Here is a 13,719-nt window from a genome sequence, read left to right on the forward strand (position 1 = left end):
AAAATAGGTAGAAATTCTATAAATATGACTAAAAATATCAATGGCACAATTTTAGTAATTTATTACTCAAGAAATGGTGCTACGCGCCAGTTAGCAGAACTCATTGCTGAAGGTATTGAAAGCGTACCGGGGGCTAGTGCTCGTATTAGAACTGTTCCATCCGTTTCTGCCACAAGCGAAGCTACTGAGCCAGAGATTCCAGCTTCAGGCCCTCCTTATGTTGAACATAAAGATTTGGAAGAATGCGTAGGTTTAGCATTAGGTTCACCGACGCGCTTTGGAAACATGGCATCAGCCATGAAGTACTTTTTAGATAACACCACCTCACAGTGGCTATCTGGCGCTCTTGCAGGCAAACCAGCATCTGTATTTACCAGCACAGGCAGCATGCATGGCGGACAAGAAAGTACCTTACTTTCCATGATAATTCCTTTAATGCACCATGGCATGGTGATCGTGGGGCTACCCTATAGCAATCCAGAATTAATGAACACACAAACTGGTGGTTCCCCATATGGCGTCACACACTATGCAAAAACAGATGGCTCAGCACCCATTTCCACTGAGGAAAAGAAACTGGCCATTGCGCAAGGTAAACGCCTGGCTGAAATTGCCCTTAAATTGGCTTAAAGGCTCTCATGACCACACCACGCTCACTTAGCGATATTCCCGCACCTAAAGAATCTTGGCGCATCTGCGCATGGTTTTCCTGGTTTGCTTTAATCATATTGTGCATTTTGTGGGAAAGTGTTTTAGCCCCCATCAAACCCGGTGGCTCATGGGCTGTTATCAAAGTGGTGCCTCTTTTATTTGCGTTAAAAGGCATTTGGCAAGCTCGCAGCTACACCATGCAATGGGCTTCTATGCTCATCATGCTGTATTTCATTGAGGGTGTCACGCGCCTAAATGACCCCGGCTTTTCAGCTTACCTAGCAGGCGCAGAGGTTATGCTTAGCCTAATTGCTTATGTTGCCTTATTAGCTTATTTAAAACCCCTCAAAAAACAAGCCAAACTTAAAAAAGCTTTAGAGGAATCGAATCTATCATGAGCTTATCTGATTCAGCATTTATCAGCGCACTACAAAAAATTGTTGGCGCAGAACAAGTCATCACTCATCCAAGCGATTTAGAACCGTACCTGATTGATTGGCGCAAGCGCTACAAAGGGCAAGCATTAGCTGCCTTACGCCCCGCCAATACTCTAGAAGTATCTGAGATAGTCAAACTATGCTCAGCCAATCAGATTGCAATTGTTCCTCAAGGTGGCAACACAGGCATGTGCGGTGGAGCAACGCCGAACCCAACCGGTCGCCAAGTAGTTATTTCTTTACAAAGGATGAATCAGGTTCGGTCTGTCGATATCGCTAACCAAACCATGACAGTTGAGGCTGGTTGCATTCTAAAAAATGTTCAAGAAGCTGCAGCCGCAGCCAATCGCTACTTTCCTCTTAGCTTAGGGTCTGAGGGAAGTTGCACAATTGGCGGCAACCTTTCCACAAATGCGGGTGGCACAGCGGTACTACGTTACGGTAATACCCGTGAACTTTGCTTAGGTCTAGAAGTAGTCCTCCCGTCTGGAGAAATCTTAAACAGCTTAAGAGGTTTACGCAAAGACAACACAGGCTACGACTTAAGAGATTTATTTATTGGTGCAGAAGGCAGCCTTGGCATCATCACAGCTGCTGTGATCAAAATATTTCCAACACCAGTAGCCCAATGGACAGCACTGGTTGCCGTTCCTCATGCGCAAGGTGCTGTTGAGTTACTCAATCTCTTTCAATCCGGTGCATCTGCCCAACTCACTGGTTTTGAAATGATGTCTGATGAAAGTTTAGCGCTCTTAAAACACTACTACCCTCCATTGGCAAGCCCTCTAGATGGCCCTAACGCCTACGAAGTGCTCGTTGAAATCTCCGACTATGAAAGCGAAGAGCATGCCATGCAGCTAATGGAGACCATTCTGGAAAAAGCACTTGAATCTGGCTGCGCCACAGATGCGGCAATTGCTAGCAGCCTATCGCAAGCTCAAAAATTTTGGGATATGCGAGAGCACATTCCTCTAGCTCAAGCAGATGATGGTCAAAATATCAAACACGATGTCTCACTCCCTATTTCTGCCATTCCCAATTTTATTGAGACCTGCAACACACTATTACGCCGCGAATATCCAGGCGTTCGAGTAATTAACTATGGGCACCTCGGGGATGGCAATTTGCATTACAACATTGCGGGCGCTAGCTCAAAAGAGACGGGGGAATTTTTCACCAAATACTCTAAAGAAATCCAAGCTTTGGTTTACAAAGAAGTAGAAAAATACAATGGATCAATTTCTGCAGAGCATGGCGTGGGCCAACAAAAAGTAGATTATCTAGTTGGTCACCGAGGCGATATCGCTGTGCAAGTCATGAAATCAATCAAGCAAGCACTAGACCCTCATTCACTGATGAACCCAGGCAAAGTTTTAGCTAGCTAACCAGCCTTAATAGCAAAATATCGATTCAGATAAATAAAAAGCGCTACCTAGATAGCGCTTTTTATTAATAACTTTGTCAGACTATTAAGCCTTAGAAGCTTGAACCATGCAATCCGAAATCTGTGAAAAATATTTCAAAGCCATATCTGTTGGTTCAATATATTTCTTACGGCCATCAGTTTCGATAACGTAATTAATCATGTCTTTTTCGCGCAATTGCTTCAAACGCGCATGCAATGTAGCTGGGGAACCAATTTGGCGCATCGCAATCGCATCGCTTACCAAAAGACGCTCACCTTTTTTCCACTGTGAGGCAACCATATTCAGTAATTCGTTTTCAGTAGCATCTAATTTAGGGAAATCAGGCAATTCCTCAATAGAGCGAACCAAGTTTAAAAATCTAAAATAGATGTCCTGCAACTCCTTACTTTTCATAAGGCTCTCCTCTTTTTTAAATACTTACTTAATTGTATACATTTAAATTGTAAATGAAATATTTATTACAAATATCAATATTATCCTTAGGGCTATTAGATTTATATTTTTCAATAACTTCCGTTAACTTCATCTAATTCTTACTAATTATTATATTTTTTATTATTAAATAGTTAAAACATCTCCAAGGGCTGATTTAACCATTCCTCAGGGAAATTACTAGCCTCTTAATCGAGCGTAAACCTTAGAAATCCTTCACTTATTCGCCTTAGGTAAGGATAATCAAAGATTGGCGACTTAAAATCAGGCGCGAAGCAGTAAAAATACTTATAAATTGGCATCAATAAATCTATTAAAACCAGAGGACATATCAATGGCAACAGAAAAATCAAAGATTATTTATACGCTGACTGATGAAGCACCAGCATTAGCAACTTGCGCCTTCTTGCCAATCATCAGAACATTTACTGCGCCAGCGGATATTGAAGTAGAAACAAGTGATATTTCTGTTGCGGGTCGCATCCTAGCCGAGTTCCCTGATTACCTAACGGAAGAACAAAAAGTTCCTAATAACTTGGCAGAGCTAGGTAGATTAACTTTATTGCCTGATACCAACATCATCAAACTTCCTAACATCAGCGCAGCTATGCCTCAATTAGTAGCGGCTATTAAAGAATTACAAACTCGCGGCTACAAGATCCCTAACTTCCCAGATGATCCAAAAACAGATGAGGAAAAAGAGATTCGTAAGCGCTATTCAAAATGTTTAGGTAGTGCAGTAAATCCAGTTTTACGTGAAGGCAACTCAGACCGCAGAGCTCCAGCAGCTGTTAAACGCTATGCGCGCAACAACCCTCACTCAATGGGCGAATGGAGCCAAGCATCTCGTACACACGTATCACACATGCACGGTGGTGACTTTTACTCTAGCGAAAAATCAATGGTTGTACCTAAGGCCTGCGATGTAAAAATGGACCTAGTGACCAAGAGCGGTAAAACCATTGTTCTTAAAGAAAAAGTTTCTTTGCTTGAGAGTGAAATCATCGACAGCATGTACATGAGCAAAAAAGCTCTTTGCAAGTTCTACGAAGATCAAATTGAAGATGCTCGCAAAACTGGCGTAATGCTGTCTTTCCACGTTAAAGCAACCATGATGAAAGTGTCACACCCGATCGTATTCGGTCACATGGTTAAGATTTTTTATAAAGACGCATTTGAGAAACACGCAAAATTATTCGCTGAATTAGGCGTAAATGCTAACAATGGTTTAAGTAGCGTTTACGAAAAAATCAGCACATTACCTGAGTCTAAGCGCGAAGAGATCATCAAAGATCTACACGCTTGCCACGAACACCGTCCAGAGTTGGCGATGGTGGATTCAGCTAAGGGCATCACTAACTTGCACTCACCTAACGACGTGATCGTGGATGCGTCTATGCCAGCAATGATTCGTATCGGCGGCAAGATGTGGGGTGCTGATGGTCGTCCAAAAGATACTAAAGCGATCATGCCTGAAAGTACATTTGCTCGTATCTACCAAGAAATGATCAATTTCTGCAAAACAAATGGCAACTTCAACCCTGTCACCATGGGTACGGTTCCTAACGTTGGCCTCATGGCTCAACAAGCAGAAGAATATGGTTCACACGACAAAACGTTTGAGATCCCTGAAGACGGGGTTGCTCGCATTGTTACAGCCGACGGTACAGTATTGCTTGAGCAGCATGTTGAAGAAGGTGACATTTGGCGTATGTGCCAAGTAAAAGATGCTCCAATCAGAGATTGGGTCAAATTGGCAGTCACACGTGCGCGTCTATCAAATACACCAGCGGTATTCTGGCTTGATGAGTACCGTCCACATGAAGCCGAATTAATCAAGAAAGTAAAAACTTATTTGAAAGACCACGATACAACAGGTCTTGATATCCAGATCATGTCTCAAACTCGTGCGATGCGTTATACATTAGAACGCGTGATGCGCGGTAAAGACACAATTTCTGTGACAGGTAACATTCTTCGCGATTACTTAACAGACCTCTTCCCAATTATGGAATTAGGCACCAGCGCGAAAATGCTTTCTATCGTGCCATTGATGGCTGGTGGCGGCTTGTTTGAAACAGGTGCAGGCGGTTCTGCTCCTAAACACGTGAAGCAACTTGTTGAGGAAAACCACTTGCGTTGGGATTCATTAGGTGAATTCTTAGCATTGGCAGTTTCAATTGAAGATGTTGGCATTAAGAAAAATAATGCCAAAGCAAAAGTTTTGGCTAAGACATTAGATGATGCAACTGGTCAATTACTTGAGAATAGAAAATCTCCTTCTTCACGTACAGGCGAATTAGACAACCGTGGTAGCCAATTCTACTTGGCCATGTATTGGGCACAAGCATTAGCTGCTCAAACAGATGACAAAGAACTGCAAGCTCACTTCGCACCTCTAGCCAAGAAGTTGACGGATAGCGAAGCAAAAATTATTGCTGAGTTGAATGCAGTGCAAGGTAAAGCAGCTGACATTGGCGGCTACTACCTAGCTGACGCTGAGAAATGTAAAGCAGTGATGCGTCCAAGCGCAACATTGAATGCTATTTTGAAAGAGTTTCAAGTTAAGTAATTAAAGAATGATTAAAGCGCTCGCTTTAATCATCTCAAGAAAAAAGCCGGCATCTTTTGGATGCTGGCTTTTTTATTAAGCACTTATTACTTATAAACGATATCTGCTCGGCGATTTTCTTTCCAAGCTTCTTCATTACTGCCATTGGCTTTTGGCTTTTCTTTACCAAAGCTAACTGCCTCTAACTGTGATTGATCAACACCCAACAACACAAGCGCTTTCTTCACAGCCTCCGAACGTCTTTGACCCAAAGCCAAGTTGTACTCTGTTGTGCCACGTTCATCTGTATTACCTTGAATAGCGATACCCGCTGTTTTATCTTTGTTAGCACGTAAATACTGTGCATGCGCTGAAATAACAGACTGATACTCAGGCTTAACCGTATAGCTATCGAAATCAAAGTAAATGCTTCTCTTTCCATAGACGCTTGATTTTGGATCATTAATAGGGTCATAGCCTGCTTGAGAACTCACATCCACAGATGCCACTTTATTTGAATCTAATGAAGTTGTACTACAAGCTCCTAACATAGCTGTTAAGCAAACAATAAGACCGATTTTTGATAAGTTCAACATATATATCCTTATATATTCTCTATAAATAATTAAAAAAATTTAGTTAGCCACATGAACAAATCTAGGAGGCCTAAAGATTCTTTGACAGAAGAAAAATAACAACAATTCAATAACAATAGGTCGTAAATAGGCTCTCAAACTACCCCAAGCCATCCATAAACAACTAACCATTAAAATTGCCGATAAAAAAATGGGTACAGGAAAAGATAAAGAAGAATCTTTTCCTTGAAAGGCTTTAATCTCTACTTGGCTCTCCTCACCTGAGAATGGGGCATGATAAGTAGCATAAATTTGAGCGCGCTTCATCCCATTCTCAATAAATCTCTGAGATGACACCACCTTAAATGCAAATAAGCATATGCAAAGTAGCATTAATAAGGTTTTTGATGATTTAGACATTTGTGATAGTTTACTCAAACCTAATTGGATTAGTCGATATCAAGGTTTAAAGCATCCTGAAAATGGGCAAAAAACAATTAGTTAGTGGGTTTCCCTAATAATAACGAAGATAGTCAATGCGATGACTGTCGCCTCCCCGTTTCATCCTTATGATTTGGTTTGGTTGCTATGCAACCATGTCTCCTCGTATGTTTACAACATACTTTTCACACCCACTTCGGTGGGTGTTTTTTATGGTTCAAAAAAAATTCTAAAAAAGCTTTATCCTAGACCCCCACTAAAAGGCTCAAACACAATGGATAACTCAACAAATAAACAGTGGCTACCTAGCTGGCTCATTCTTTTAGGCATCTTAACGGCCATAGCACCCCTATCCATTGATATGTATTTACCTAGCTTCCCCTTGATTGAAAAAGATCTAATGGGGTGGCCAGGCAGCGTTGAATTAACCTTAGGCAGTTTTTTCATTGGACTCACCATTGGTCAATTATTTTATGGCCCTCTAAGCGATCGCTTTGGTAGAAAACCTCCTCTATACATTGGCTTTACGATCTACGCCGTCGCTTCATTAGGTGCAGCCCTATCACCCAATATTCCAGCACTTATTTTTTGGCGCTTCCTACAGGGCCTAGGGGGATGCACAGGCATCATCCTGCCAAGTGCTATTGTTAGAGATAGAACGACCGCTCAAGAAGGTGCGCGCGCTTTTTCCATATTGATGTTAGTCATGGGTGTAGCCCCCATCTTGGCACCGTTAGCAGGTGGTTGGATTCTGACACATTTTTCATGGCAAGGTATCTTCTACCTACTCACCCTATTTTCAGTTGGCTGCTTAATCGCCATGAAATTTGGCTTAAAGGAAAGTCACAATACGGAACATGAGCCGCCGCTTAGACTAATGTCTGTTTTAAAAAACTACGGCTACCTATTAACCAATAAGCCATTCTTGGGATTTGCCTTAGGTGGCGGATTGGCCATGGCAGGCATGTTCTCTTATATTGCAGGTTCACCCTTTGTTCTGATTAATTTATATGGTGTGGCGCCGCAAGATTACGGTTGGTATTTTGGCTCGAATGCATTTGGTCTAATTGCGTCCAGCCAACTCAATGCTCACCTACTCAAAAAATATGCCGCCACTAGCATTTTAAGAACGGCTCTTTTTGTGCCCGCCATAGTTAGTGTTGTTTTCTTAAGTATCACCCTAATGGGCTACGCCAATCTCTATTGGACAGTAGGATCCTTTTTCTTATTTGTGGCAAGCTTAGGATTTATCATCCCCAATGCCATGGCGTCAGGACTAGCTACACATGGTCAACAAGCCGGCACAGCAGCAGCACTAATGGGAGCTCTACAATTTTTATTTGCAACCCTCGTTGGCTCACTAGTTGGACTATTACATAACAATACGGGAGTGCCTTTAGCATTCATGATGGCTTTATGTGGCACATCCGCCTGGATGAGTCATCACTTTTTAGTAAAAAAACATCGCTAAAATATTTCTAGAAGGCGTTTATTTTATTTGAACGCCTTCGTGATGCAATAACCAAGCTTTAACATTTCGATGAAACCCCTCGCCAGCTTGGTGAGCAAAACCACCAATACCTGTAGCGGATATCACCCGATGACAGGGCACCACCAAAGGAAAAGGGTTTGAGCCACAAGCTTGCCCTACAGCTCTTGGAGCGCTTTTAATCGCCTTAGCCAAATCACCATAAGTTTTCACCTCTCCTCGAGATATTTTCTCTATCTCAGACCACACTCGCTGCTGAAAAGCTGTACCAAATGGCTTAAGAGGTAGATCAAAAATGAAGTCGGGATTTTTAAAATATTGCTTAAATTGCCTCTCAACTTCTTTAGCTAAATCGGTTTTAGCAGGCTTTATTTTTTCGCCATGTTCTAAGTAAACAATCTGACTCACCATCAAACTAGCATCAACCACTTCTGTTTGAATACCTAACTTACCAAACGGCGCTGCTATCACAGCATCCCACTCTGTATGTTTCATGTTCTTCTACCATCGAACCAGGCCTGAATACGAGGCAATAAACTACCCACCGCACCCAAAATAGCAATCAAACCAATTCCAAATAAAGAGACATGATCCGGGACATGTTTAAAAATAACCCAACCCCAAAATATCCCAAAAGCAATTTGCGCATACATATACGGCATCAAATTAGCAGCCGGAGTTTCCTCAAATGCTCTAATAAATAAGAAGTGCCCCCAGCCTCCTAAAACACCAATGGAAATCAGCTCTAACCATAAATGCCCATACTCAATCGTTGACCAAAACCAAATTAAAGGAATGCTGGTCAAGAAAGCGCCAGTCCAAACGGTATAAAACAAAGTCGTTAAAGAGTCTTCTAACTTAGATATCTTGCCTGTCACCAAATGAAAAACAATATTCACTAAAACCAAGCAAACCGGGAAAACCAAGTGCCAAGTAAATAATTCAGAACCTGGACGAACAATCATTAACGTGCCGATAAAGCCACCCAAAGCTAGCAGCACTTTAATTAAAGGCACCTCTTCATTTAAAAACCTTGATGCCAATAAAGTAACAAATAAAGGGGTCGTCATCACAATAGCGGTAAATTCTCCCACAGGCATAAATGTCAAACTAGCCAGCGCAAGACTGGTCGTGATGACCAATAAAGAACCCCGAAATAACTGCAGTTTTAAATTAGAGGTTCGAAGGATTGCTTTCCCATGTTTAGGCAAGGTAAAAGCACTCACCAAAAGAGCTTGTGTTAAATAACGAGCCCATATGATCATGCTAATGGAAACTTCAAGAGAAACGTGCTTGCTGATGCCATCCATCAGTGCAAAACACGCCAAAGCCCCCAATAAAAACCACACCCCTGAATAAGAAGTTTTAGGCAGATGAGAACTTGATGCAAGTTTTGACATATGGCTTATTTTAGGCGCATATGAAAAAAGCCACCTAATAGCATTTAGGTGGCTTTATTTAGTTATTTTAGTTAACTAAATCTTAGTAAGTTACTGATGATCCTTCGAATGATCATGTCCAGGCTGTCCATGGGCAGGTCTCATATCTTTCACTTGAAATTTCACCTCAAGCTCCCCTGCTTTTTCAAACTTTAACTTAACAGGAATTTGATCTCCTGCCTTTAACTGACTCTTCAAATCAATCAACATCAAATGAAAACCACCCGGTTGCAACTCAACCGTTCCATTAGCAGGAATATCAATCGCCTTTACTTCACGCATCTTCATCACATTACCCTCCATGCTCATGGTATGAAGTTGCATCTCTTTAGCAACAGGTGAACTAACAGCAATCAATTTATCAGCAGCACCTGTATTTTTAATTTTGACAAATGCACCGCCGGCTTTTTGCGCAGGCACTGTTGCCCTTGCGTATGGATCTTCAATCTTTAACTTACCAAACTTAATTTCTTGATCAGCATAAGCAGATGTGGCAACCATGAATAAACTCAAGAAAACTACATATATTTTTTTCATATCAATCCTTAATAAATTAAAAATCTTAAATTAATCAAATGCTACGGTTGCTTTTAACCAAGTCGTACGCCCTGGCTCATTAACGCGAGTGGTTTGTGTATAGCCAGTAATAACTGAACCTGATCGACTAATAAACTCTGCATAGGTCTTATCAAATAAATTATCCACCCCCACAGCAATCAAAATTTTCTTATTAGGCCTATAACCAGCATTTAAAGAAAATACACTAAATCCACTGGATTTAGCGACATCCTTACCGGAGATATTGCCCTGATTAACCGCCACATCATTTTTAGGAGCTACCAAACGCAATAAAGCACCATAAGAGTATTGCTTATCATCATAATTAAGCGCCAACCGCCCCTCAAGCGGTGAAATTTGAGCCAATGGCAAACCATCTGTCTCATTTCTACCCTTCACGTAAGCCAAGCTAGAATTAAATTTAAGCGTAGTGCTTAACAGATAGCCCGCACTTAATTCTGTTCCATAAGTATGAGCATCAATATTTCTCGATGATGGCGTCATGTACACCCCCGAAACATAATCTGGTGAAATTCTAGAGTCGACCAAAATAAAATCTTTAATCTTGTTATAAAACAGGGAGCCAGATAAATTAAATTTCGAAGATTGATATATCAAACCTGAATCTAGCTGATAAGTCTTTTCTGTTTTGGTTGAATTTAAAGCGCTGTGGGTATTTGCTGACATAGAACTCATTTGATTAGTAGACCCATCTCTTCTATTAGAGATTAACTCCCAATAATCTGGCATGCGCTCAGACCGCCCCAATCCAACGTAAGCTATTGAATTAGAGATAACCTGCAAGGACTCTTCTAGTCGAGCAAATGCACTATGAGTTAAGTCATTTCTAGTTTGGCCTGATGTATCAGAACTCATACTTGATCTCTTATCCGTCACCGACCAGAAATCACCTCGATAACCCCCAATTAATTTTTGATCAACACTTAGCTGCTTTGTTACTTCAGCAAATAATCCCGTATTTTTGAATTTAGAGTCGTCTATTAGATTAGGCATCCCCATCCCAGGCATATTCCCAGCATGAATAGCTTCAGAATAATCTAGGCCTACTTTCGCTGAAGTATTTTTTGAAAAACTTAAATCCACAACCATTCTTGCTGCATTCGTATCATGCGTCACATCCATATAACTAGATGGATTGCCACGCATAGCCTCTGACATGGTGTGAAATATAGTATTTCTAGATAATTGCAATTCTAGCTTCTGGACAAGGTCAGAAATATTTTTAATTTGCGCCTTTCCAGAAACATTCTCTCGCAAGAATTTAGTCCCATCCATACTTCTATCAGCATAAGCTGCATAACCATCACTTCTTCCTGCTGATAACTCAAAGCGTTGATTGTGGTCAGGGGTTAAACCCAAAGTCGCACCAGCACTATATCGATGATATTTTGAATGGACTTGTTGGCCACTACCATCTTTGTAGTCATCTGCCGATGAATTAGAGCTCGTAAAATTAGCAAAATAACTTTTGTCACCCACGTTAGCATCAATAACCTCATCATGCCGGCCAAAATTTCCTACTAACCCTGATGCATGAACGTCATACCCCAATTGTTCATAGATTTTCTGCTCTTTTTCAAAACGCACAGTAGCTGCTGACCCATAGCCAGGATAAAGAACCGTTTGAGGGCCCTTAATGACAGTTACTTTGTCATAGATTTCAGGGAAAATATAGGCTGTGGGCGCATCCATACGCTGACCACAGCCACCATAGATATTTTGGTCATCTGCCAAAATATTAACTCGAGAACCACCCATTCCTCTGAAATTAGGCTCTCCATCTGCACCCGCCTTCCGCATGATGTTAAACCCAGGAATTGACTTTAGGAAATCAGCGCCATCATGAGCCGGTAATGGCTGACGCGGCACCTTTGGATCCATTTCAACAATTAATGGGGATGACATGGTTGTAGCCGTCACCACCACGTCACTTAAGACGCCAGCATCTTGGGCATAACTATAGTTCGCTAGCATTAATAACGCTGCAAGCGCTAAAGGCTTAATTTTTATTTTTTTCATATTTACTCGCATTAAATAAGCGCACACACTGTGTGCCATTACTAAACCGCTGATGGTTTAGAGCTTTTCTTAATTAAGCGAGTTGAGGGGGAGCTCTAGATGGTAGCGATACCCAAGCAAAGATAGGCTTGGGTGATTGATAGAATAATTTTAGGTATAGCTGATAAGCCTCGGGCTCTGAAAAATGCAAATTATTATTTAATGGCAATGCATATACTTGATGAACTAGGCAATATGGGCAAGATTCATTACTTAATTGTTGTTGCCCTTGCTCATCATCGACAATAACTTTTGTTACTTTCATGCCAGTAGTCGTACAAATTTCTACAGAAACACCTTGGCCATGTTGTGCAACCGATACCGCTTGAGAAATTGCTGGCGCAAGAGAAGCCATGACTATCGACACGATAGTTATCCAGTGAACTAAACAGGATTTTGGCTTTTTGAACATAGCTAATATTTTACGTTAAACGGCTCTTATTAAGGAAATTAGACCTTAGCGTCTACCAATGATTGTCAACCCAAACCCTACTAAAGCTAACAACCCCGCTGCAATTGGAACCATTGTTAACCCATAACCCAAGGTTAAAACAATCCCACCTACCCAAGCACCCAAGGCATTACCAACATTGAATGCCCCAATATTAAGTGTGGAGGTCAAATTGGGTGCATCCTTACCGTAATTAACCACATTAATCTGTAAAGCCGGTACCAAAGAGAATGCCGCCACGGCCCACAAGAATAAATTAATCTCTGCAGGAATAAATGAATGACTCGTCCAAGAAAACAGCAAGGTAGTTAAACCTAAAGTTAAAAATGCACCCGATAAAGTTGCCTTTAAATGTTGATCACCTAACTTGCCACCCACCACATTACCAATCGTTAGACCAATACCAATTAAAAACAATGTCAAAGTAACCCATCGAGGAGATACCCCTGTTACATCACGCAATAAAGGCGCTATATACGTAAATAAAGCAAACATCGATGCAGAAAACATCACCGTTGTGAATAAAGCAATCCATAGCTTTATATGACGTAATGCTGCAAACTCACTACGAATAGAGACAGGCTCTTCAACAGCCCCTTTCGGTAAAAATTTAACCAAACCGAATAAGGCAATAACTCCAATAACCGCTACAGCCAAAAAAGTTGAGCGCCATCCCATCTCTTGCCCTAAGGCAGTCCCTAAAGGAACCCCTAAGACATTAGCCAGCGTTAACCCAGTAAACATCATTGCCACAGCAGAAGCACGTTTATCAGGCGCTACCAAATTAGCTGCTGTCACCGCCCCAATACCAAAGAAAGCGCCATGACATAAAGATGTCACCACGCGAGCCAACATCAAAGATGAATATCCCCAAGCCAAGGCACACAATAAGTTACCCAAAATAAAGATGCCCATCAAGATAATTAAAGCCTGACGACGTGGCAAGCGTGCAGTTAATAACGCCATAAAAGGAGCGCCAATGGCTACTCCTAAGGCATAACCAGTAATCAACCAACCAGCACTCGGAATAGAAACACTCAGATCAGTTGCTACTTCAGGCAAAAGCCCCATGATGACAAACTCTGTTGTGCCAATAGCAAAGGCGCTCAAAGCCAATACAAATAAAGAGAAAGACATTGATGCACCTTAAAAATATAAAACAGCAGTTTAAATGACAAAAAAATAAGCC

The 13,719-nt window shown here is 41.4% G+C and carries 14 protein-coding genes; 5 read left to right on the plus strand and 9 right to left on the minus strand.

Going from position 1 to position 13,719, the window contains the following annotated elements; all coding sequences use genetic code 11:
• Positions 1-24 precede the first annotated feature (24 nt).
• From wrbA to ICV01_RS05850, 3 genes are read left to right on the plus strand one after another with little or no spacing between them, the layout of a single operon-like run.
• Positions 25-630, plus strand: a complete 606-nt coding sequence (gene wrbA / locus ICV01_RS05840; RefSeq protein ID WP_215286558.1) for an NAD(P)H:quinone oxidoreductase — start codon at positions 25-27, stop codon at positions 628-630.
• An 8-nt stretch (positions 631-638) separates the two neighbouring features.
• Entirely contained in the window at positions 639-1,049 is a 411-nt protein-coding gene (locus tag ICV01_RS05845) for a DUF2069 domain-containing protein (RefSeq protein WP_215286559.1), read from the plus strand.
• On the plus strand, positions 1,046-2,473 hold the full coding sequence (locus ICV01_RS05850; RefSeq protein WP_215286560.1) for an FAD-binding oxidoreductase: 1,428 nt from the start codon (positions 1,046-1,048) through the stop codon (positions 2,471-2,473). The genes ICV01_RS05845 and ICV01_RS05850 overlap by 4 nt, the downstream gene beginning before the upstream one ends.
• A gap of 84 nt (positions 2,474-2,557) precedes the next feature.
• Here ICV01_RS05850 and ICV01_RS05855 read toward each other — a convergent pair whose 3' ends face one another.
• Entirely contained in the window at positions 2,558-2,908 is a 351-nt protein-coding gene (locus ICV01_RS05855) for a winged helix-turn-helix domain-containing protein (RefSeq protein WP_215286561.1), read from the minus strand.
• A 373-nt stretch (positions 2,909-3,281) separates the two neighbouring features.
• Here ICV01_RS05855 and ICV01_RS05860 point away from each other — a divergent pair, with 373 nt between their 5' ends.
• Complete coding sequence (locus tag ICV01_RS05860; protein WP_215286562.1) at positions 3,282-5,519, plus strand: NADP-dependent isocitrate dehydrogenase; 2,238 nt, start codon at positions 3,282-3,284, stop codon at positions 5,517-5,519.
• A gap of 86 nt (positions 5,520-5,605) precedes the next feature.
• On the opposite strand, the gene pal is transcribed toward ICV01_RS05860, so the two are convergent.
• Both pal and ICV01_RS05870 read right to left on the minus strand, forming a co-directional pair.
• The gene (gene pal / locus ICV01_RS05865) at positions 5,606-6,094 is read right to left on the minus strand and encodes a peptidoglycan-associated lipoprotein Pal (RefSeq protein ID WP_215286563.1); all 489 of its coding nucleotides are present in this window, start codon (positions 6,092-6,094) and stop codon (positions 5,606-5,608) included.
• Positions 6,095-6,133: 39 nt separating this feature from the next.
• A complete protein-coding gene (locus ICV01_RS05870) occupies positions 6,134-6,466 on the minus strand; it encodes a hypothetical protein (RefSeq protein ID WP_215286564.1) in 333 nt (110 codons plus the stop codon).
• Positions 6,467-6,788: 322 nt separating this feature from the next.
• On the opposite strand from ICV01_RS05870, the gene ICV01_RS05875 reads away from it, so the two are divergent.
• Positions 6,789-7,985 carry a Bcr/CflA family multidrug efflux MFS transporter gene (locus tag ICV01_RS05875; RefSeq protein WP_215286565.1) on the plus strand — a complete coding sequence of 399 codons (1,197 nt, stop codon included), beginning with the start codon at positions 6,789-6,791 and terminating at the stop codon, positions 7,983-7,985.
• A gap of 18 nt (positions 7,986-8,003) precedes the next feature.
• On the opposite strand, the gene ICV01_RS05880 is transcribed toward ICV01_RS05875, so the two are convergent.
• The 6 genes from ICV01_RS05880 to ICV01_RS05905 all read right to left on the minus strand — a co-directional run bounded on the left by ICV01_RS05880 (position 8,004) and on the right by ICV01_RS05905 (position 13,667).
• Positions 8,004-8,498 (minus strand): methylated-DNA--[protein]-cysteine S-methyltransferase, encoded by a 495-nt coding sequence (locus ICV01_RS05880; protein ID WP_215286566.1) that lies wholly within the window; start codon positions 8,496-8,498, stop codon positions 8,004-8,006.
• Complete coding sequence (locus ICV01_RS05885; protein ID WP_215286567.1) at positions 8,495-9,403, minus strand: DMT family transporter; 909 nt, start codon at positions 9,401-9,403, stop codon at positions 8,495-8,497. The genes ICV01_RS05880 and ICV01_RS05885 overlap by 4 nt, the downstream gene beginning before the upstream one ends.
• Positions 9,404-9,493: 90 nt before the next feature.
• Complete coding sequence (locus ICV01_RS05890) at positions 9,494-9,979, minus strand: copper chaperone PCu(A)C (protein WP_215286568.1); 486 nt, start codon at positions 9,977-9,979, stop codon at positions 9,494-9,496.
• A 30-nt stretch (positions 9,980-10,009) separates the two neighbouring features.
• Entirely contained in the window at positions 10,010-12,040 is a 2,031-nt protein-coding gene (locus ICV01_RS05895) for a TonB-dependent copper receptor (protein ID WP_215286569.1), read from the minus strand.
• Between the two features lie 73 nt (positions 12,041-12,113).
• Positions 12,114-12,446 (minus strand): DUF2946 domain-containing protein, encoded by a 333-nt coding sequence (locus tag ICV01_RS05900; RefSeq protein WP_215286570.1) that lies wholly within the window; start codon positions 12,444-12,446, stop codon positions 12,114-12,116.
• A 90-nt stretch (positions 12,447-12,536) separates the two neighbouring features.
• On the minus strand, positions 12,537-13,667 hold the full coding sequence (locus ICV01_RS05905) for an MFS transporter (RefSeq protein ID WP_215286571.1): 1,131 nt from the start codon (positions 13,665-13,667) through the stop codon (positions 12,537-12,539).
• Between the last annotated feature and the right edge of the window lie 52 nt (positions 13,668-13,719).

Origin of the sequence: Polynucleobacter sp. MWH-Spelu-300-X4 (assembly GCF_018687515.1) — a bacterium.
Lineage (GTDB): Bacteria > Pseudomonadota > Gammaproteobacteria > Burkholderiales > Burkholderiaceae > Polynucleobacter.